Below are 20062 nucleotides of genomic sequence, written 5' to 3' on the forward strand. Positions count from 1 at the left end.
ATCGTCGACATCGCGCGAAGACCCAGGCGCTCGGCCTCCTCGCACTTCAGCTCCCCGGTGGTCGCTCCCACCCTATGCGCCAGTCACGGCTTAGACGATAGCGGACGGACCGGCCCGGCCGAGGCGGCCCGGCCCGTCCCCCGGCCACAACCGGTCGACCTCGGCGTTGAGCGTGGCGCCGATCAGCACGGCCAGCGCGGTGATGTAGAGCCACATCAGCACCGCGATCGGGGCGGCGAGCGAGCCGTAGATGGAGACCGGCGAGAACCAGGCGGCCAGCACCGCGCGCAGCACGGCGGCGCAGGCGATCCAGATCAGCAGCGCGAGCAGCGCCCCGGGCAGCTCACGCCACCAGCGCGTGCGGACCGGGACGCTCACGTGGTAGAGCAGGGTCAGGAAGATCACCGAGCCGATGACGACGACCGGCCAGTACAGGACGTCGGCCAGCACGGCGTAGTCGGCCGGCAGGGCGCCGCGCAGCGCGGCCGGGCCCAGCACGAGCACGGGCATCACCACCAGCCCGATCAGCAGGCCCGCCAGGTAGAACCCGAAGGACATCAGCCGGGTACGGATGATGCCGCGCTCCTCGCCGAGGCCGTAGGCGACCGAGATCAGGTCGACGTAGACGAACAGCGCCCGCGAGCCCGACCAGAGCGCGAGCAGGAAGCCCAGGGAGATCAGCGAGGCCTGGTTGGCGGGGTTCAGCACGTCCTCGATGAGCGGGGTGACGACGGTGTCCACGGCGCTGTCGGTGAACAGCAGGTGGGCCTGCCGGTCGATCCAGTCGCTGACGTCCTGGACCGTCTCCGGGCCGAAGACCCGGGTCAGCTGGCCGAGCACGCCGATCAGGCCGAGCATGAACGGCGGCAGCGACAGCAGCGCGAAGAAGGCGGCCTCCCCGGCCAGGCCGGTGACGCGGTAGGTGACGCCCGCGTTCGTGGTGGCCGCGACGAGCACCCAGAAGTCGGTCCCGCGGATCCAGGAGAGCACGGCCCGCAGCCGTGCCCAGACGCCCAGGCCGCGTACCCACGCGAGCCCGGCACGCCACCGTGCCCGCGGGCCGCGCGGCGAGCGCCGCCGCGGCCCCGGCTGGGGTCCCGGCCGCGGGGCCGGGGCCGGGGCATCGGTGGACGTCATACCGCACAACGGTATTCCCCGGCGCGCTTGATCACGAGTTGGGCGGGCGGGACCGGCGTCACGCCCGGCCGGATCCCCGCCCGAGCGGGACCCGCCCGGTGCCCGGCGGGCCGGCGAACGCCTGGGCGATCGCCGTCCAGGCCGCGGCGGTCTCACCGCGTACCAGCAGGGAGGTGTCGTCGAGGTGGCGGCGCTGCACGACCAGCAGGCAGAAGTCGAGCATGGGACCGCGGACCAGGTCGGCGGCGTCCGGGGGGCCGGCCGTCCACGGCGACCCGTCGGGCATGGTCAGCTCCACCCGGACCGGCCGCACGGGCGGCTCCAGGCCGCGCACCGCGAAGCCGTACGGCAGGGCACGCACCCCCAGGGTGGCCACGTGCCTGAGCCGGGCGGTGGGCGCCCGCTCGACGCCGAGCGCGTCCGCCACGTCCTGCCCGTGCGCCCAGGTCTCCATCAGGCGCGCCGTCACGAACGAGGCCGCCGACATGTCCGGCCCGTACCAGGGCAGCCGCGCGCCCGCCTCCAGGGCGGCGAAGGCCTCCAGGCTCCGGGCCCTGGCCGCGCGGAACCAGGCGTGCACCCGGGGGGCGGCCAGGCCACGGGACGCGGCCGCCAGCTCGTCCACCGCGGAGCCGCCGCGGGCCAGGAAGGCGGTCCGCGCGGCGCGGAAGGCCTCGGGGTCGGTGGCCGAGACCGTGGCGGCGTCGTCGAACCAGGCGAGGTGGCCGATCTGGTCGCGTACCGTCCAGCCCTGTGCCGGGGTGGGCAGCTCCCACCGGGCCGCGCCGAGATCGGTGATCATGGCGTCGAGATCGGCCGTCTCGGCGCGCAGGTCCGCCAGCAATTCGTCCATCAGGCTCACGGCGCCTCCCTCCTGTTCGGCCCAGGTAAGGGTAACGGAGCGATGTTCTGGGAGGGAACGGCCGCAGAATGGACGCATGATCTGTGAGAACTGCAGGGAACGGCGGCACGAGGAGTGCCGCGGGGGTTCCTGGTGCGACTGCCAGCACCAGCCGGCCGTGGAGCCGCGCGAGTCGCCGCTGGACTGGCCGCGCCAGGGCTGAGACCGCCCCGGACCGCGCCGTCCCGGGCCGTCCGGAGCCCCCGGTCCCCGGCCCGGATCTCACCCGGGTGTCCAGATCGTGGACCCGACATTGGACATCCGCGAACGCCGGGGTATCGTCGGAGACATGCCAGCGGACCCGTTGCTCGTCGTGCGACGCCACGTCGACCTCCTGCGTGTCCGCAGTGCCATCTGTTGTGACGTCCGTTGATCGTCGCCCCCTGCTGATCTTTTCCAGCTCGGCCGCGTAACCGGCGTCCTCCTCTGAGTGACCGACCCCCGTACTCGACGATGAGGCGGGAGGTGCCGCCGGTGCGCGTCCGGAACCCTTTCACCGAGCCACAACGAGGACGCGCAATGACGACCCCGGCCAAGCCGGCAAACCGGCACCACAAGCGCCCGCGCGGCGAAGGTCAGTGGGCTCTCGGCTACCGCGAACCCCTGAACAAGAACGAGGAGAACAAGAAGAACGACGACGGGCTCAACGTCCGTCAGCGGATCATCGACGTCTACTCCAAGCAGGGTTTCGACTCCATCGACCCCGCCGACCTGCGCGGCCGGATGCGCTGGTACGGGCTCTACACCCAGCGCAAGCCCGGGATCGACGGCGGCAAGACGGCCGTCCTGGAGCCGGAGGAGCTCGACGACCGCTACTTCATGCTCCGGGTCAGGATCGACGGCGGCCGGCTCGACCTGGCGCAGCTGCGGGTCATCGCCGACATCTCCAACCTCTACGGCCGCGGCACCGCCGACGTCACCGACCGGCAGAACATCCAGCTCCACTGGATCGAGATCGAGGCCGTCCCCGACATCTGGGAGCGCCTGGAGTCGGTGGGCCTGTCGACCACCGAGGCCTGCGGCGACACCCCGCGCGTCATCATGGGCTGCCCGCTGGCCGGGATCGACACCGACGAGGTCATCGACGGCTCGGCGCTGGTGCAGGAGATCCACGACACCTACATCGGCGACCCGGCCTTCTCCAACCTGCCGCGCAAGTTCAAGTCCGCGGTCAGCGGGTGCCCGGCGCACTGCACCGTGCACGAGATCAACGACGTGGCGTTCGTGGGCGTCGTGAACGACTCCGGCGAGCGGGGCTTCGACCTGTGGGTGGGCGGCGGCCTGTCCACCAACCCGATGCTCGGCAAGCGGCTGGGCGTCTTCCTGACCCCCGAGCAGGTCTCCCCGGCCTACGGCGGCGTGATCGGCATCTTCCGCGACTACGGCTACCGCCGCCTGCGGCACCGGGCCCGGATCAAGTTCCTGATCAACGACTGGGGCGCCGAGAAGTTCCGCGACGTGCTGGAGAAGGAGTACCTCGGGTACGCGCTGCCCGACGGCCCCGCCCCCGAGCCGCCGCGCGGCGGCCGCAGGGACCACGTGGGCGTCTTCCCGCAGAAGGACGGCAACTTCTACGTCGGCTTCGCCCCCAAGGTGGGCCGGCTCGACGGCGACAGGCTGCACCTGATCGCCGACATCGCCGAGCGGCACGGCTCGGACCGGGTGCACACCACGGTCGAGCAGAAGATGGTCATCCTGGACGTGGCGCCCGACCGGGTCGAGAGCCTGGTCGCCGAGCTGGAGGCCGCAGACCTCCAGGTCAACCCCTCCACCTTCCGCCGCCAGACCATGGCCTGCACCGGCATCGAGTTCTGCAAGCTGGCCATCGTGGAGACCAAGGCGCTGGCGTCGAACCTGATCGACGAGCTGGAGCAGCGGCTTCCCGACTTCTCCAGCCCGCTGACCATCAACGTCAACGGCTGCCCCAACTCCTGCGCGCGGATCCAGGTCGCCGACATCGGCCTCAAGGGCCAGCTCGTCGTCAACGACAGGGGCGAGCAGGTCGAGGGCTTCCAGGTGCACCTGGGCGGGTCGCTCGGGGTGAACCCGGGCTTCGGCCGCAAGGTGCGCGGCCTGAAGACCACCTCCGAGGACCTGCCCGACTACGTGGAGCGGGTGCTGCGCAACTTCGAGAAGCAGAAGGACGACGGGGAGAGCTTCTCCGAGTGGGTGCAGCGTGCCGACGACGCGGACCTGACGTGAACGGCACGGACCGGCACGCGGACCGGCGCGGGCACGCCGGGGCGGACGACCCCCGGGGCGCGTCCGCGGGACGCCGGGCACGCGACGGGGCGGGGAGGCGGCGATGAGCGAGCGAGCGGTCCCCTTCCACTGCCCCTACTGCGGCGAGGAGGACCTGGAGCCCTACGAGGGCGACGGCGGCTGGTACTGCCGGTCCTGCATCCGCGCCTTCAAGCTGAAGTTCCTCGGGATCGGGGTGCGCTCATGAGGCGCGGCCGTCCCGGGGCGATCGACACGACGACCGGCCGGGCCGCACGGGCCCGTACGGCGAACGAGGATTGGGTGAGCGAGCGATGACAGTGGTGGACGTCGAGGTCGGGTTACGCCGGCAGCGCGGTGCGCTCGACATGCAGGACATCGTCGAGTCGGCCGCGCGGTTCCTGGAGGACGCCTCGGCCCTGGAGATCATCCGCTGGGCGGCGGCGACGTTCGGCGACCGGCTCTGCCTGACCGCCTCCATGAGCGACGCCCTGCTGATCGACCTGGTCAGCCGGGTCAAGCCGGGCGTGGACGTGCTGTTCATCGACACCGGCTACCACTTCGCCGAGACGATCGGCACGCGGGACGCCGTCCAGCAGGTCTACGACGTCAACGTGATCGACGTGAAGCCGTCCCGCACGGTGGCCGAGCAGGAGCGCGACCTGGGGCCGCGGCTGTTCGGGCGCAACCCCGACCTGTGCTGCTACCTGCGCAAGGTCGAGCCGCTCAACCGTGCCCTGGAGCCCTACCTGGCCTGGGTCTCCGGCATCCGCCGCGACGAGGCCGTCACCCGCGCCGGCGTCAAGGTCGTCGAGTGGGACGCCAAGCGCCAGATGGTCAAGATCAACCCCATCGCCCGGTGGACGCAGGAGGACGTCGACAACTACATGGCCGACAACGGGGTGCTGATCAACCCGCTGCACTACGACGACTACCCCTCGATCGGCTGCGCCCCCTGCACCCGCCAGGTCGCCCCGGGCGAGGACCCGCGCAGCGGCCGGTGGGCCGGCATGGGCAAGACCGAGTGCGGGCTGCACGTATGACCTGGCGCTCCCGCGCCGCCGCTCCCCGCGTCCCGCTGGTCGCGGTGGCGCACGGGTCCCGTGACCCGCGTGCCGCCGCGACGGTGGAGGACCTGCTCGACCTGGTACGGGACGCGCGGCCCGGGCTCCCCGTGCGCACCGCCTACCTCGACCACGCCTCCCCGACGCTCCCGGCCGCGCTCTCGGGCCTGGCCGAGGCGGTGGTGCTGCCGCTGCTGCTCACCGAGGCCTACCACAGCCGGGTCGACATCCCGGGCGCGCTGGCCACGGTGACGGCCAGGCGCCCGCTGCTGCGGGTGCGTACGGGCACCACGCTGGGCCCGCACCCGCTGCTGGTCACCGCGCTGGAGCGGCGGCTGGCCGAGGCGGGCGTGGAGCCCGGCGAGCCCGGTACCGACGTGGTGCTGGTCTCGGCCGGTTCCAGCGACCCGCGGGCCAACGCGACGGTCGCCGGGATGGCCGCGGACTGGGCGAGGCTGCGCGGCTGGCGGTCGGTGACCGCCGCCTACGCCTCGGCGGCGGGACCGACCCCGCAGGAGGCGGTGCTGGGGCTGCGCCGGTCGGGGGCCTCGCGGATCGTGGTCGCCCCCTACCTGCTGGCCCCGGGGTACTTCGCCGACAGGATCCGCCGCGAGACCCTGGCCGCGGGCGCCGCCACCGTCGCCGAGGTGCTGGGGGCGGCCCCCGAGGTCGCGGCCGTGCTGCTGGAACGCTACGACGTGGCGGCGCACCGGCCCCGGATGCTCGCCACGGCCTGACCTCAGGGAGAACCGGCGGACGGGGTGCCGCCCTTGCCCGCGCAGTCGAGCTGGACCATCTTCCCGGTGCGCGGGTCGAGCTGGCGTATGTTGTCCCGGCAGACCGGGGGGATCATCTCCCGTACCGTGAGCGACCACTCGAGGGGGAAGGGCCGGGCCGCGGCGAGTTCCTCCTGCCAGCCCTCGAAGACGTCGTCTCCCTGGAACTCGCGGGGCAGTACGACCGCGGACACGACCTGCCCCTCGGCCGGGCGGTTCCCGCCCGGGACCACGCCGACGCCCTCCAGCCTCCTGTAGATGTTCGTGGTGTGCCCGTCGGGACCGGTTCCGCACTGGTGCAGCTGGGAGGAGCCGTCGCCCATCCAGACGACCGCCCGCCGCATCGGCCCGGAACAGCGGAGGGTCACGTGCAACGGCTTGCCACCGGGTCCGATCCGGAGTTCCTCGCGCGTCCCGCCGATCGTGTAGCCGCCCTTCGCGATCACGTTGCCGGGATACAGATCGCCCGGCGGCCGTGACATCGTCGGGACGGTGGGGGACGGCCTGGCCATGACGCCTGTCCAGACGTCCAGGTCGTCGGCGACGCCGCCGCCTGGAGTGGTGAGGGCCACCGCGGCGGCGAGGGCCGCCGCGACCGCGCCACCGGCCGCCCAGCGGCGGCGCCTGATCGCGCGGACGCGCCGGTGGACATCGGCGACGGTCACGCCCCCGCCGCGGCCCTCGTCCTCGTCCCCGTTCAAGATCTCGCGCAGCTCGGATTCGGTGATCGTCATCTCAGCTCCCCAGGGTGATCGCGGCGACGGCCGCTGGATCGACGCGCAGCTTGCGCAGTGCCCGGCTGGCCTGACTGCGTACGGTCACGACCGAACAGCCCAGGATCTCGGCGATCTGCTGGTCGGGCAGGTCGGCGAAGTAGCGCAGGACGATCACGGCCCGCTGCCTGCCGGGAAGCCCGGCCAGGACCTGCCGGACCGCCTCCCGGCCGATGACCGCCTCGGCCGCGTCGGCGTCCGGCGTCTCCGGAAGGGTCTCGCTGGGCAGCTCTCCGCGCCATCGGCGCCGCCACCAGGTGGCGTGCGTGTTGACCAGGATGCGGTAGACGTACGGATCCGGGTTCTCGCCCACCCTGCGCCAGGCGAGCCACGCCTTGGCCAGCGCGGTCTGCAAAAGGTCCTCGGCGCTTCCCCAGTCCCGGCAGAGCAGGTAGGCCGCTCGCAGGAGGCGAGGCGAACACTGCTCAACGTACTGCTCGAAGTCGGCCCGATCTCGCATCGGGGATCCTCACTGCTCGGTGTATGTCACCGATCACTACGCCCCGGCACCGCCGGGGCGTTGCACGCGCCCGCCGTCCTTCGCGCCGGGACCGTCCTCGGCAGTGGTCCGGCCCCGATCTGCGGCCTCGCTTCCCGGTCTCGCTTCCCGGTCTCAGTGCCCGGGCGGGTACGGGGGCTGCGGCGGGTACGGGGGCTGCGGAGGCTGCTGTGAGGGGCGCTGCGGCCCGGCGGTGTGCCAGGAGGGGTGCGGCGAGGAATGGTGCCGTGGCTGCTCGCCCCCCAGAGGGCGTAACGGCGGGATCTGGCGGTGGTAGGGGTCGCCGATGAGCTCCCCGCGCATCTCTTCCCACTGCTCGCGCCAGGCGGCCCACGCCTTCTGGATGGGCTTGGTCCGCGAGTCGCCGATCACCTTGACGTCGCCCATGATCGCGTAGGCCGTGACCCGCACGACGGGCGCGTGCGCGCCGGGCGGGGCCTCGATGACCTGGACCTTCCTGTCGCCCATGATGGCGATGCCGTCGAGCTCGACGTCCACGCCGTCCGGGACGATGATCTTCACGTTGCCCATGACCGCGGTGGCCATGATGTCCACCCCGCCGGTGCGGACCTCGGCCTGGCGCAGGTCCAGCACGACGTCGCCCATCACCGCGACCGCGCCGAGGGGTTTGTCGATCCGCCAGCTGCCGCGCTGCTTGGAACTGCCCATCACCGCCACGAACCAGCGGCGCACCTGGCCGCCCTGGTCCGCCGGGGCCTGCGGGTAGGCGGGTGCCGAGGCGGGGCGGACACCGGGCAGGTCGGAGGTGACCACGGCCAGCTCGGCCTGGGTACGTGCGGTGTAGGCGGCTTCGGTGCGCTCGGTCAGTTCACCGAGGGTCAGCCGCCCTTCGACGGAGGCGACGCGCAGCCATTCGACGGCCGCCTCCCGTTCGGCGTCCGAGACCCGTATCTCCCCGGCATCAGTCATAACTCACAACATATCGCGAGTTGTCGCGATAGAGGATCCCCCTCGCGGATGAACCCGGGTGAACAGATCGATCGATCTCCCTCTCCTCCCCGCTTACCCGCTCTCCCCCGCGAGCCCCCGCGCCCGGGGCCGGCTCGCGGGCCGCCCACCGGGGCGCCACCGCCGCCGGCGTACGGCCGGGACGCGGGGGCACGCCCTATGATCCGGAGGCATGTACCGAGAACTCCTGGACGCGGTGGCGGCCGACGACGCCGAGCGGGCCGAGCTGCTGCTGCAGAGCGGGACGAGCGCCGACCCCGGCGGCCCCGAAGAGCCCACCGCGCTGTACCTGGCGTCGAACCGGGGCCACGTCGCCGTCGTGCGCGCGCTGCTGGTCCACGGGGCCGACCCCAACCGGATCAGCGGTGGCGAGGACGAGGGCCTGCCGCTCTGCGTGGCCTCCGCCTGGGACCACGACGAGGTCGTCACGGTCCTGCTGGCCGCCGGCGCCGAGGTGGCCGGGCGGGAGGCGGGGGGCTGGACCGCGCTGCTGTGGGCGGCCGCCAACGGCAGGGCCGACGCGGCGCGGGTGCTGCTCGCGGCCGGGGCGAGCCCGGAGGAGGCCAACGACAGCGGCGAGACCGCGCTCACCCTGGCCACCCGGCGCGGCGCGCTGGGCGTGGTGCGGGTGCTGCTGGAGCACGGCGCCGAGGCCGACCGGCCCGACGGCGACGGCGACACCCCGCTCTCCATCGCCTACGACTGGCTGGGCACCCAGCTGGAGAGCGCGCTGCTGGAGCAGCTCACCGAGCAGGCCCCGGAGGACTCGCAGTTCGTGGTGGGGCGCAGCCGCGCCAAGGACGGCACCGACCTGGTCACCGTCGCGGCGGTGGGGCCGGACGGGACCCGGGTGGCCGAGCTGACCTGCCAGCGCGGGCACGCGGCCGTCGCGACCCTGCTGGAGGACGCCACCGGTGAGCGGCTCCCCTTCGACGACCTGGTGGAGCGGGCGATGCCGTACCGGGACGTCGACGAGGAGGCCGAGACCTGGTGGGCGGTGGCGAGCTCGCTGAGCCGGCGCGGCGACCGGGAGACCTTCGACGCGGCGGCGCGGCTGTGCGCGAGCGAGGACCCCCGCAAGCGGGAGTTCGCCGTCGACGTGCTCGCCGAGTTCGGCTTCACCGAGGACGAGAAGCCCTACCTGGAGGAGGCCCTGCCCGTGCTGCGGCGGATGGCGGCCACCGAGGGCGACGAGCGGGTGCTGCGCTCGGTGCTCGGTGCCCTGGGCCACCACGCCGACCCGCGTGCCCTGCCCGAGGTGCTGGAGATCGTCACCGCCGACGGCTGGACCCGTACCCAGGCCGATCCGGCCGCGCTGGCCGCGGTGCTGCCGCCGGGGCACGCCGAGGGGCTGGCGCTGCTGGTGTCGATGACGCGCGACCCCGACCCCGAGGTCCGCGACTGGGCGACCATGGGCCTGGCGGGGCTGGCCGAGGACGGCGAGGAGATCCGCGAGGCGCTGGCCGCCCGGCTGGAGGACGAGGATCTGAACACTGTCGCCGAGGCCACCCGCGGCCTGGCCGCCCGGGGCGACGAGCGTGCCCGCCGGGGCGTCGAGCGCGTGCTCGCCGAGAGCGACGAGGACGACGACTACGCCCGCGACCTGGTGAAGAGCCTCTGATCGTGTCGCGCCGCTCCCGTCCGGCCCGCGCGCCGGGCACGGGCCGGACGGGAGCGGCGGGGTCGGCGGGGGCCGGGGCCCGGGGACGGCCGCCCCGTCGCGGAGATCGCAGAATAGGACAGATCGCCACAAGCGCGTACGTTGCCCCTTCGAAAGGATGTTGAGATAGGAAGGAACCGGTGACGCGCCGGACGAGTTCAGCGGAGGTCGAACGTGACCCATGACGTCTTCAACCAGGCCCATCCGCTCATCGGGCACGACGTGTCCGCCGACGCCGCGCTCCTGGACGGGGTGACCCGGGAGGGCGCGGGCTGGGCCACCGGGGAGCTGCGCCGGCTCGGCCTGCAGGCCGGTTCCGAGCAGGCCCAGGAGTGGGGACGGCTGGCCAACGAGCATCCTCCGGTGCTGCGCACCCATGACCGTTACGGCCGCCGGATCGACGAGGTGGAGTTCCACCCTGCCTGGCACGAGCTGATGACCGTGGCCGTCGAGGCCGGCATGCACGCCACCCCGTGGGCGAGCCCCCGGCCGGGCGCGCACGTGGCCCGCGCCGCCAAGTTCTACGTCTGGGGCCAGGTCGAGGCCGGGCACGGCTGCCCGATCTCGATGACGTACGCCTCGATCGCGGCCCTGCGCCACAGCCCGGCCCTGGCCGCCGAGTGGGAGCCGCTGCTGGCCTCGCGCAGCTACGACTTCGGGCTGCGCCCGCCGCTCGGCAAGCGCGGCGTGCTGGCCGGGATGGCGATGACCGAGAAGCAGGGCGGCTCGGACGTGCGGGCCGGCACCACCCGCGCCGAGCCCGCCGGGGACGGTGGCTACGTGCTGACCGGCCACAAGTGGTTCAACTCCGCCCCGATGTGCGACGTGTTCCTGGTCCTGGCCCAGGCGCCCGGCGGGCTGTCGTGCTTCCTGCTCCCCCGGGTGCTGCCGGACGGCACCCGCAACGCCGTGCACCTGATGCGGCTGAAGGACAAGCTGGGCAACCGGTCCAACGCGAGCGCCGAGGTGGAGTACCACGGGGCGAGGGCCTGGCTGGTCGGCGAGGAGGGCCGGGGCGTGAGGACCATCCTGGAGATGGTCAACATGACCCGGCTGGACTGCGTGATCGGCTCCGCGGCCGGCATGCGGTACGGCGTGACGCAGGCGGTCCACCACGCCCGCCACCGCCGGGCGTTCGGCAGGAGCCTGGCCGACCAGCCGCTGATGCGCAACGTCCTGGCCGACCTGGCGCTGGAGTCGGAGGCGGCGACCGTGCTGATGACGAGGCTGGCCGGGGCCACCGACCGGGCGATCGAGGGCGACCGGGCCGAGGCCGCGCTGCGCCGTACCGCGCTGGCCGTGAGCAAGTACTGGGTCTGCAAGCGCGCCCCCGTGCACGCGGCCGAGGCGCTGGAGTGCCTGGGCGGCAACGGCTACGTCGAGGAGTCGCAGATGCCCCGGCTGTTCCGCGACTCCCCGCTCAACGGCATCTGGGAGGGGTCGGGCAACGTCGCGGCGCTGGACGTGCTGCGCGCCCTGGGCCGCGAGCCCGAGGCGCGGGAGGCGTTCTTCGGCGAGGTCTCGCTCGCGGCCGGGGCCGACCGGCACCTGGACGCCGCCGCCGACCGCCTGCGCAAGGCGCTGGACGACCCCACCGACCTGGAGATCCGCGCCCGGCGCGTCGCCGAGGACATGGCGCTGGTGCTGCAGGGCTCGCTGCTCGTGCGGCTGGCCCCGGCGGCCGTGGCGGACGCGTTCTGCGTCTCCCGGCTGTCCGGCGAGGGAGGGCACGCCTTCGGCACGCTCCCGACCGGCCTGGACCTGGGGGCGCTCGTCGAGCGCGCCACCCCGTGACCGGGCCGCCCTCCCGACCCGTCCCTCCGACCGGCGCCGCTCTCCTGACCCGTCCCTCCGACCGGCGCGGCGCTCCCGTCCCGGACCGGCGGGCGGCCGGGCCGTGAGCGGCGCGGGGCCCGTGCCGTGACCGGCCGACGGCTCCCGGCGGGTCCGGCGGTAGGGTCGGTCATGGCCAACGCCTCATGATCGAAAGGACAATCGCCATGGCGACGACACGTACCGCGACGACTCAGTGGAAGGGCGCGCTGCTCGACGGGTCGGGCAACGTCTCCCTCGACACGTCCGGGGTGGGCACGTTCGACGTGACCTGGGCCTCGCGCTCGGAGCAGGCCAACGGCAAGACCTCCCCGGAGGAGCTCATCGCCGCGGCGCACTCCTCGTGCTTCTCGATGGCCCTCTCCCACGGGCTGGCCCAGGCCGGCACGCCGCCCCAGACCGTGGAGACCAAGGCCGAGGTGACCTTCCAGCCGGGCGAGGGCATCACCGGGATCGTCATCTCGGTCCGCGCCCAGGTCGAGGGCCTGACCGCCGAGCAGTTCCAGGAGGCGGCCGAGACCGCCAAGACGAACTGCCCGGTCAGCAAGGCCCTGACCGGCACGACGATCACCCTGAACGCCGAGCTGCTGGGCTGAGACGGCCCGTCCGAGGTCCGGCCCGCGCCGGGCCGATCACGGCACTCGTACGGCCGTCCGTGTCCGGCGGGATACGGGCGGCCGGGCGGGGTCACGAAGAACACACCTAAATACCCGGACAAAACTCCTTATTGCCACCTTAAAGTGACAGGGGCGAGAACACCTTCACCACGGGTGGCGTACCAGAGGAGAATAGGGTCATATGCGCGAAGTCTGGCCGGGACAGTCGTATCCGCTCGGCAGCACCTGGGACGGCGTGGGAGTCAACTTCTCGCTGTTCTCCGAGGTGGCCGAGCGGGTCGAACTCTGCCTCTTCTCGGACGACGGCCGCGAGGAGCGGGTCGAGCTGACCGAGGTGGACGCCTTCGTCTGGCACGGCTACCTCCCCGGCATCCTGCCCGGCCAGCGGTACGGCTACCGCGTCCACGGCCCGTACAACCCCTCCCAGGGGCATCGGTGCAACCCCTCCAAGCTGCTGCTCGATCCCTACGCCAAGGCCGTCGAGGGCGACGTGGTGTGGAACGAGGCGATGTTCTCCTACCGGTTCACCGATCCGGGCAGCCGCAACGACGAGGACACCGCCCCCTTCATGCCGAAGAACGTGGTGATCAACCCGTTCTTCGAGTGGGGCAACGACCGCTCGCCCCGCACCCCGTACCACCAGACCGTGATCTACGAGGCGCACGTGCGCGGGCTGACCATGCGCCACCCGGCGGTCCCGGAGAACCGGCGCGGCACGTACGCGGGGCTGGGCCACCCGGCGGTCATCGAGCACCTGCTGAGCCTGGGCGTCACCGCGGTGGAGCTGATGCCGGTGCACCACTCGGTGCCCGAGCACGCGATGGTCGCCCGGGGACTGACCAACTACTGGGGCTACAACACGATCGCCTACCTGGCCCCGCACGCCGGCTACTCCAGCTCCGGCCAGCGCGGCGAGCAGGTGCAGGAGTTCAAGGCGATGGTGCGGGCGCTGCACGAGGCCGGCATCGAGGTCATCCTGGACGTGGTCTACAACCACACCGCCGAGGGCGACCACATGGGACCCACCCTGGGTTTCCGCGGCATCGACAACAACGCCTACTACCGGCTGCACGACGGGGACCGGCGCTACTACCTCGACTACACCGGGTGCGGCAACTCCCTCAACGTCCGCTCACCGCACGCCCTGCAGCTGATCATGGACTCGCTGCGCTACTGGGTGCTGGAGATGCACGTGGACGGCTTCAGGTTCGACCTGGCCTCCGCCCTGGCCCGGGAACTGCACGACGTCGACCGGCTGAGCGCCTTCTTCGACCTGATCCAGCAGGACCCGGTGATCTCCCAGGTCAAACTGATCGCCGAGCCCTGGGACGTGGGCCCCGGCGGCTACCAGGTCGGCAACTTCCCGCCGCTGTGGATGGAGTGGAACGGCAAGTACCGCGACAGCGTGCGCGACTTCTGGCGCGGCAGCGGGTCCGCCCTGCCCGAGTTCGCCTCCCGGCTCACCGGGTCCGCCGACCTCTACGCCATCTCCGGCCGCCGTCCCGTGGCCTCCATCAACTTCGTCACCTGCCACGACGGGTTCACCCTGAACGACCTGGTCTCCTACGACCACAAGCACAACGAGGACAACGAGGAGGACAACCGGGACGGCACCGACGACAACCGGTCGTGGAACTGCGGGGCCGAGGGGCCGACGCGGGACGAGCAGATCATGAGCCTGCGCCGACGTCAGCGCCGCAACCTCCTGGTCACCCTGTTCCTGTCCCAGGGCGTGCCGATGCTGCTGGCCGGTGACGAGTTCGGCCGGACCCAGCACGGCAACAACAACGCCTACTGCCAGGACAACGAGATCTCCTGGATCGACTGGTCGCTGGCCGAGCGGGAGAGCGACCTCCTCGGCTTCGTCAGGCGCCTGTCCGCGCTGCGGCGCGAGCACCCGGTGTTCCAGCGGCGCCGCTTCTTCCACGGGCACAAGGCCGCCGACGGCACCCGCGACATCGTGTGGTTCACCCCGGCCGGGGAGGAGATGTCGGCCGGCGACTGGCACACCGGATACGCCAAGTCGCTGACCGTCTACCTGAACGGCGACGCCATCACCGAGCCGGGGACGCGCGGCGAGCGGATCGTGGACGACTCGTTCCTGCTGCTGATCAACGCCCACCACGAGGACATGGTCTTCGCCCTCCCGCAGCGGAGGTACGGCGGGCGGTGGCGGCGCGTGCTGGACACCGCCGACGACACCAGCGACACCGGCGTCACCGGTGACCACGCCACCGGTGACGATCACGTCGTTCACGTGGGCGGATCCCCGCAGGTCCTCCTGGCCGCCGAGGAGTCATGGCCGGCCGAGAGCTCGATCAAGGTGACCTCCCGCTCGGTGCAGATCCTGCGCTGCCCGCGGGCGTAGCCTCCGTGCGGGCCCGTTGCGGACCCGCGCCGTTCTTCCTGCCTCACCGCCGCGTGTCGCGCCTTCCCGGGCCTGAACGCCGGTCCGGACGCCGGGCCTGAACGTCGGTCCGCGTGCCTCCGGGGCCCGGCGGGCCGGACGCGCCTCAGGCTCCGGACGCGATCGCGGCGGTGAGCAGGACGAGCACGAAGGTGGTCAGCCCGGCCACGCCGTGCAGCACGACGGCGATGACCGGGAACCGCTGCTCGGCTCCGCGGGCGTGCCTGCCGCCGCCCAGCCAGCGGGTGAACATGGTGAACCCCAGCAGCGCGGAGGCCGTGAGCACGCCGAACGAGAGCCAGGCGAAGATCCGTTCCAGGGTGAGCACGTAGACCACCCAGCAGATCAGCGCGGAGACCGCCAGGACCGGATGCGTGAAGATCAGCAACGTGGGAAAGCGGGTGACCTTGGTCGCCTGTTGTCGGAGTCCTCCCCCGGAGAGCCACACGTACAACAGGTAGATTCCGACCATCGCGGCGATCAACCACGTCACGATCGCGACCAGCCCCACGCATTCCTCCCGCGTCTCGGTGGAGGAATCATGTATCGTCCACGGCCCGAAGTCACTACCGGCCATCACATCCGGTATCGCCCGCACCACATCCGGTGTCGCCCGCGCCGGAGGAACCCGCCGTCCGCCCCCGTGCGAAGGTAGGGGGATGCGCCTCATCCATCCCGGGACGTCGGCCGAGACCGACCTCGCCCGCGCCTACGCCTACCCGGCCGGACCGTGCCTGCGGCTCAACATGGTCGCCAGCGCCGACGGCGGGACCTGGTTCGAGGGACGCTCGGGCGAGTTGTCCGGCAGCGGCGACCGCCGGGTCTTCCACGTGCTGCGCGGCCTGGCAGATGTCATCGTGGCCGGGGCGGCGACCGTACGGGTCGAGGGGTACGGCCCGGCCAGGCCGAAGCCGTCGTGGCAGGAGCTGCGCGAGGGCCGCCCGGCCGCCCCGCCGGTGGCGGTGATCACCCGTGGCCTCGACCTGGACCTGTCGGGCCCGCTGTTCACCGAGGCGGCTCCCGGTGCCCGGACGATCGTCCTCACCTGCGAGGCCGCGCCCGCGGAGCGGCGGCGGGAGGCGGCCCGGCACGCCGAGGTGATCGTGGCCGGGGACGACCGGGTGGATCCCGCGCTGGCGGTCCGCGAGCTCACCGCCCGCGGTCTGGGCCGGATGCTCTGCGAGGGCGGCCCCCGGATCAACGCGCAGCTGGTCGCCGCGGACCTGGTCGACGAGCTCTGCCTGACGGTGAGCCCGATGCTGATCGGCGGTGACTCCGCCCGGGTCCTCGACGGCCCGTCCTCGCTCGCCCGGCTGCGCCTGGCGCACGTCCTGCAGGACGAGGGGTTCCTGTTCATCCGTTACGTCCGGGACGGTACGGAAGCGTCGCGGGAGGACGGCACGAGGCCGGTGGAAGACGGGGGCACGGAGCCGTCGGCGGACGACGGCGTCGAGGCCGGGTAGCGACGCGGGAGACGGGCGCGGGCTTCGGATGTCCGAGGTTCCCGGCGTCCGGGCCTCCGGGGGTCTGGGACTCCGGGCATAGGGCACCACTACTGGACATCCCTCGTAAGAAGCGATATATCTCGATCATGGCACGATCATCCTCATCCTCCGGCGACGAGCTGCGCGCCTCGCTCGCGGCCCGCCGGGAGCTCGGCCCCGACTACGAGGACTCCCTGGTGGAGGGTTTCCTGGAGAAGATGGACCAGGAGATCGACAGGCGGGTGGACGAACGGCTCGCCACACGCTCCCCCGCGCAGGCCCCGGCGGTCTCCCCCTCGGTGGACGCGGGACAGCGGCTGGCGCTGGCCATCGTCTCCCTCGTGGGCGGCGTGTCGGCGACGATCGGGATCAGCTACTCCGAGATGAGCGAGTCGCTCCTCGCGTTCGTCCTGGCACTCCTGTGGATCGGGATCATCGGCGTGAACATGTCGTTCGTCCTCGGACGCCGCCGCCGGGGCTGACCGCCCCCGGCTCCCTCGTCGAGCAGGCGGCACGCGACGCCGCATGAGGCGCGGATCCCCGGGTAGGGCGTGCGCCGCGCGCCGTCCCGGGTGCCGGACATGCCCCGGGTGCCGGTCGCACCCCAATTCCCCTCTTTTCCGGTCGGGAGTTTTACTGATCTTTCTAACAAAGGCGGTACAGGGCTGGTTAGAGCCGTGTCGCTCCTGGTTTACTCCTCGTTCATGTACGGGAGATCCGACATCGCGCCACGGGGGCGTGACACGCGTGACACACGGGAGGTCGGTACACGGTGGTCGAGGTCAACACCGAAGCGCTCAAGGCCGCGACACGCGACCTGATCGACACCTTCGCCCCGATAGCCCAACAGGTCAGCACGCTGGCCCAGGGGACGCATCTCAGCCCCGTCCAGTGGGGTGCCGTCGGCGCGGCCACGGTGGCGCGCGAGTACGCCCCGGCCCGCGAGTACCAGGCCAAACAGGCCGAGGACTTCGTCAAGTGCGTCAACGGGATCAACGCGGGGCTGCTCAGCGTGGTGCTGCACTACCGGCAGGCCGAGCTGGAGACCGCGACCGCGGCGAACGACACCCAGAAGATGATCGACCTGAAGTACTCGGTCTCGGCCGACAGGTCCGCCCTGGACGGGGCGACCAGGAACAAGGACCTGGGTCCCACCGACTGACCCGAGGAGGGGATGCCCCATGGCGGGCGAAGAGGTTCTCACCGGGGCCGGCATCGAGACCGCCGTCCTGGGCGGGATGAAGGTCCTGGGCAAGTACGGCCCCTCGTGGGCCGCCAGCCTGGCGAAGATCGAGCTGGCCGGGAAGCTGGCCAAACCCGCGGCGGGCGCGGCCGCCGTCTGGCTGCTCGCCCGGCCCTGGGACGACGAGGCGATCAGCAAGGTCTTCAACGACTGGCGCACCATCAACCTGAAGCTCTCCCACCTGCGGAACAGGGAGTGGGACGCCAAGCTCAAGGCGGTCCAGGCCGCCTGGCCGGAGGGAGGCGACCGCGCGGCCTTCGACCGGTTCATGGGAGTGGTCCACCAGGAGGTCCAGCAGCTGGAGACGGCCGCCCTGCAGATGGCCAACGCGGTGCAGAGCGCCCAGTCCGACATTCACAAGATCGTCAATACCGCCGGCGTGGTCGTCAACAGTCTCCTCGGCATCATCATCGCCTCGGAGATCGCCCAGCTGATCGGCAAGCAGATGCAGGTCGCGGCGGCCGCCGCGGGGCCGGCCGGTCCCGTGATCGCGGCGCAGGGCAAGGCGCTCGAGGCCGCGGCCAAGGCCACCCAGGCCTCGTCCGGGCTCATCCTGATGGGCACGGCGGTCAACACGATCGTCGGCATCACCGCGTCCCTGCTCTTCAGCATGGGCAACCTGACCTCGCTGATGAGCATGGACAACCAGTTCCCGATGGCGCAGGCCAACCTCGACAGCGACGGCACGGACGGCAGGACGGACTTCGACGACATCACGCGCAGGAGCGTGTCCAAGTCGTCCGAGGGCTGGTCCTACGGCTGACCGTCTCCCCGGGGGCGCCGAGGTGCCGGCGCCCCCGGGGGACGGCCCGGATCAGCTCTCGTACCTGGCCCGCATCTCCTGAAGGCTCCGCAGGGCCTCGGCGAGCTCGGGGTCGGCCGAGAGCCCGGCTCCCCCGTCCAGGTCCGGCAGCCGTCCCTGCAGCGACTCGCTGAAACTCTCCATGCCGCCCAGCAGGGGGGCGAGCACCGCGTCCAGGCGCGCGGTCGCCGCCTTCGACGCCTCGGTCACGGCCTCCATGATGGCCTCGGAGAGCGCCTCCGAGCCCAGCCGCATGGCCCTGGGGTTGATGTCCACACCCAGCAGGGCCCCGCCGGGGGCGACCTCCACGGAGACCAGCCCGTCGGCCGCCTCACCCCGGGCACGCAGGTCGCCCAGCTCCTTGAGCATCCCCTCGTACTGCAGCGAGAGGGCGTCGAACCCCTCGGTCAGCCGGTCCACCTCGGGGTTACCCGTCCGCCAGGAGCGGCCGTCAGGCGTGGTCATGCGTTCCTCCCGGAAACGACTCGCGATCAGAGTTGCCTGAACGATCTAACACCTTTCCGACTCGCAGGGTGCTCACGGGGTCAGGACATCCCCGACACCGCTAATCGGCCCGGCCGAAAAGATCTCGGCCGTGGGGACGGGCGGGCCAGGCGCGGGAGAGGCGGTCCGGCGGGTGTGAAGGACGGGGGCACACCGGAAAGCCGCGGGCACACCGGCGACGAGGCGCGGACGGCGAACACCGGAGGGATGACGGGTAGGTCCGCCCCGGAGCCGCCGCGGCGGCGGGACCGGGCACTCGACGGGACGGACCGTACGGCCACCTGTTGCTCGCCGGGCCCAGGCGCTGGCGCGCCACCCGGACGGCGGCATCCGGCCGGACCGCAGAGCGCGGGCGGCCGGGCAGATGGTCTGACCCCTCTTCCGGGAAGGTGAGACACCCCCCCACAGGTGAAGACGCCGAAACGGGCACTAAAGGATGCTTCACCCGTCAAGATTTTCCTCACCCGCGCCCGAGCCTGTGTCCGCGTCTGTGTCCGCTCATGTGTCCGTGCCCGCGTCCGGGGCCCAAGTTCGCGCCGGCGCCGGCGCCCGTGTCCGGGTCCGCGTCCGCATCCGGGGCCCCTGTCGGCCGCGTCGCGGCGCTGCCGGGCATACCGCTCACCGCATAGGCTGGCGGCATGGACAAGGTGGTAAAGAGCGACGCCGAGTGGCGCGTCCAGCTCTCTCCCGAGGAGTTCCGCGTGCTCCGCCAGGCCGGGACCGAGCGCCCCTACACCGGGGAGTACGTCGAGACCAAGACCGTGGGCGTCTACAGCTGCCGGGCCTGCGGCAGCGAGCTGTTCCGGTCCGACACCAAGTTCGACAGCCACTGCGGCTGGCCGAGCTTCTACGAGCCGTCGAAGTCGGAGGCGGTGACACTGATCGAGGACCGCTCGATGGGCATGACCCGCGTCGAGGTCCGCTGCGCCGCCTGCGACTCGCACCTCGGCCATGTCTTCCACGGCGAGGGCTACGGCACGCCCACCGACGATCGCTACTGCATCAACTCGGTCTCCCTGAGGCTGGAACCCGCCGAGTGACCCGCCGCCGCTCGCCCGCCGGGACCCACCGGCGGTGAGCGGCCCGGCGGATCCCGGGGTTCCCGGATCCGGGAACCCCCAGGCCCCGGCGCGATCCCCCCGGGCTCCGGACGGGCCGTCCCCTCCCGGAAAA

22 protein-coding genes and 1 riboswitch are annotated in these 20062 nt (G+C 72.2%); of the genes, 15 read left to right on the plus strand and 7 right to left on the minus strand.

The annotated features are described in order from the left end of the window. Positions 1–13 precede the first annotated feature (13 nt). Positions 14–97, minus strand: a riboswitch (ZMP/ZTP riboswitch). Then, positions 91–1137, minus strand: a complete 1047-nt coding sequence (locus ABD832_RS28685) for a YihY/virulence factor BrkB family protein (protein WP_344900905.1) — start codon at positions 1135–1137, stop codon at positions 91–93. (Overlaps the previous riboswitch by 7 nt.) A 58-nt stretch (positions 1138–1195) precedes the next feature. After that, a complete protein-coding gene (locus tag ABD832_RS28690) occupies positions 1196–1990 on the minus strand; it encodes a TIGR03084 family metal-binding protein (protein ID WP_344901788.1) in 795 nt (264 codons plus the stop codon). A gap of 85 nt (positions 1991–2075) precedes the next feature. On the opposite strand from ABD832_RS28690, the gene ABD832_RS28695 reads away from it, so the two are divergent. From ABD832_RS28695 to ABD832_RS28715, 6 genes are all read left to right on the plus strand, one after another. Further along, complete coding sequence (locus tag ABD832_RS28695; RefSeq protein WP_344900908.1) at positions 2076–2201, plus strand: hypothetical protein; 126 nt, start codon at positions 2076–2078, stop codon at positions 2199–2201. A gap of 126 nt (positions 2202–2327) precedes the next feature. After that, positions 2328–2411, plus strand: a complete 84-nt coding sequence (locus ABD832_RS42315; protein WP_350917820.1) for a putative leader peptide — start codon at positions 2328–2330, stop codon at positions 2409–2411. A gap of 146 nt (positions 2412–2557) precedes the next feature. Further along, positions 2558–4240 (plus strand): nitrite/sulfite reductase, encoded by a 1683-nt coding sequence (locus ABD832_RS28700; RefSeq protein ID WP_344900911.1) that lies wholly within the window; start codon positions 2558–2560, stop codon positions 4238–4240. A gap of 103 nt (positions 4241–4343) precedes the next feature. Beyond that, positions 4344–4487, plus strand: a complete 144-nt coding sequence (locus tag ABD832_RS28705; protein WP_344900914.1) for an Insertion element protein — start codon at positions 4344–4346, stop codon at positions 4485–4487. 85 nt (positions 4488–4572) lie between these two features. Continuing rightward, positions 4573–5301, plus strand: coding sequence for a phosphoadenylyl-sulfate reductase (locus tag ABD832_RS28710; RefSeq protein ID WP_344900917.1), 729 nt, complete (start codon positions 4573–4575; stop codon positions 5299–5301). Further along, a complete protein-coding gene (locus tag ABD832_RS28715) occupies positions 5298–6059 on the plus strand; it encodes a sirohydrochlorin chelatase (protein WP_344900920.1) in 762 nt (253 codons plus the stop codon). The genes ABD832_RS28710 and ABD832_RS28715 overlap by 4 nt, the downstream gene beginning before the upstream one ends. 2 nt (positions 6060–6061) lie before the next feature. On the opposite strand, the gene ABD832_RS28720 is transcribed toward ABD832_RS28715, so the two are convergent. From ABD832_RS28720 to ABD832_RS28730, 3 genes are all read right to left on the minus strand, one after another. Next, on the minus strand, positions 6062–6832 hold the full coding sequence (locus tag ABD832_RS28720) for a hypothetical protein (RefSeq protein ID WP_344900923.1): 771 nt from the start codon (positions 6830–6832) through the stop codon (positions 6062–6064). A 1-nt stretch (position 6833) separates the two neighbouring features. After that, on the minus strand, positions 6834–7331 hold the full coding sequence (locus ABD832_RS28725) for a SigE family RNA polymerase sigma factor (protein WP_344900926.1): 498 nt from the start codon (positions 7329–7331) through the stop codon (positions 6834–6836). Positions 7332–7484: 153 nt separating this feature from the next. Then, entirely contained in the window at positions 7485–8300 is an 816-nt protein-coding gene (locus ABD832_RS28730) for a DUF1707 SHOCT-like domain-containing protein (protein ID WP_344900929.1), read from the minus strand. Positions 8301–8511: 211 nt separating this feature from the next. Between ABD832_RS28730 and ABD832_RS28735 the strand changes: the two genes are divergently transcribed. The 4 genes from ABD832_RS28735 to glgX all read left to right on the plus strand — a co-directional run bounded on the left by ABD832_RS28735 (position 8512) and on the right by glgX (position 14817). Next, entirely contained in the window at positions 8512–9960 is a 1449-nt protein-coding gene (locus tag ABD832_RS28735) for an ankyrin repeat domain-containing protein (RefSeq protein ID WP_344900932.1), read from the plus strand. Between the two features lie 213 nt (positions 9961–10173). Further along, positions 10174–11793: an isovaleryl-CoA dehydrogenase gene (locus tag ABD832_RS28740; protein WP_344900935.1), complete on the plus strand. Its 1620-nt coding sequence runs from the start codon at positions 10174–10176 to the stop codon at positions 11791–11793. Positions 11794–11999: 206 nt separating this feature from the next. After that, positions 12000–12428 (plus strand): OsmC family peroxiredoxin, encoded by a 429-nt coding sequence (locus tag ABD832_RS28745; protein WP_344900938.1) that lies wholly within the window; start codon positions 12000–12002, stop codon positions 12426–12428. A gap of 202 nt (positions 12429–12630) precedes the next feature. Then, the gene (gene glgX / locus ABD832_RS28750) at positions 12631–14817 is read left to right on the plus strand and encodes a glycogen debranching protein GlgX (RefSeq protein WP_344900941.1); all 2187 of its coding nucleotides are present in this window, start codon (positions 12631–12633) and stop codon (positions 14815–14817) included. A gap of 145 nt (positions 14818–14962) precedes the next feature. Here glgX and ABD832_RS28755 read toward each other — a convergent pair whose 3' ends face one another. After that, positions 14963–15433, minus strand: coding sequence for a hypothetical protein (locus ABD832_RS28755; protein WP_344900944.1), 471 nt, complete (start codon positions 15431–15433; stop codon positions 14963–14965). Between the two features lie 82 nt (positions 15434–15515). Here ABD832_RS28755 and ABD832_RS28760 point away from each other — a divergent pair, with 82 nt between their 5' ends. The 4 genes from ABD832_RS28760 to ABD832_RS28775 all read left to right on the plus strand — a co-directional run bounded on the left by ABD832_RS28760 (position 15516) and on the right by ABD832_RS28775 (position 18346). Continuing rightward, positions 15516–16319, plus strand: a complete 804-nt coding sequence (locus ABD832_RS28760) for a pyrimidine reductase family protein (RefSeq protein ID WP_344900947.1) — start codon at positions 15516–15518, stop codon at positions 16317–16319. Between the two features lie 128 nt (positions 16320–16447). Beyond that, positions 16448–16822, plus strand: a complete 375-nt coding sequence (locus ABD832_RS28765; RefSeq protein ID WP_344900950.1) for a hypothetical protein — start codon at positions 16448–16450, stop codon at positions 16820–16822. 290 nt (positions 16823–17112) lie between these two features. Beyond that, a complete protein-coding gene (locus ABD832_RS28770) occupies positions 17113–17502 on the plus strand; it encodes a hypothetical protein (protein ID WP_344900953.1) in 390 nt (129 codons plus the stop codon). A gap of 19 nt (positions 17503–17521) precedes the next feature. Further along, a complete protein-coding gene (locus ABD832_RS28775; protein WP_344900956.1) occupies positions 17522–18346 on the plus strand; it encodes a hypothetical protein in 825 nt (274 codons plus the stop codon). 51 nt (positions 18347–18397) lie between these two features. Here the strand turns inward: ABD832_RS28775 and ABD832_RS28780 are convergent, their stop codons facing one another. Further along, entirely contained in the window at positions 18398–18850 is a 453-nt protein-coding gene (locus tag ABD832_RS28780) for a YbaB/EbfC family nucleoid-associated protein (RefSeq protein ID WP_344900959.1), read from the minus strand. A 677-nt stretch (positions 18851–19527) separates the two neighbouring features. Here ABD832_RS28780 and msrB point away from each other — a divergent pair. Further along, on the plus strand, positions 19528–19929 hold the full coding sequence (gene msrB, locus ABD832_RS28785; protein WP_344900962.1) for a peptide-methionine (R)-S-oxide reductase MsrB: 402 nt from the start codon (positions 19528–19530) through the stop codon (positions 19927–19929). Positions 19930–20062: the final 133 nt, after the last annotated feature.

Origin of the sequence: Streptosporangium longisporum (genome assembly GCF_039534895.1) — a bacterium.
Classification (GTDB): Bacteria; Actinomycetota; Actinomycetes; order Streptosporangiales; family Streptosporangiaceae; genus Streptosporangium; species Streptosporangium longisporum.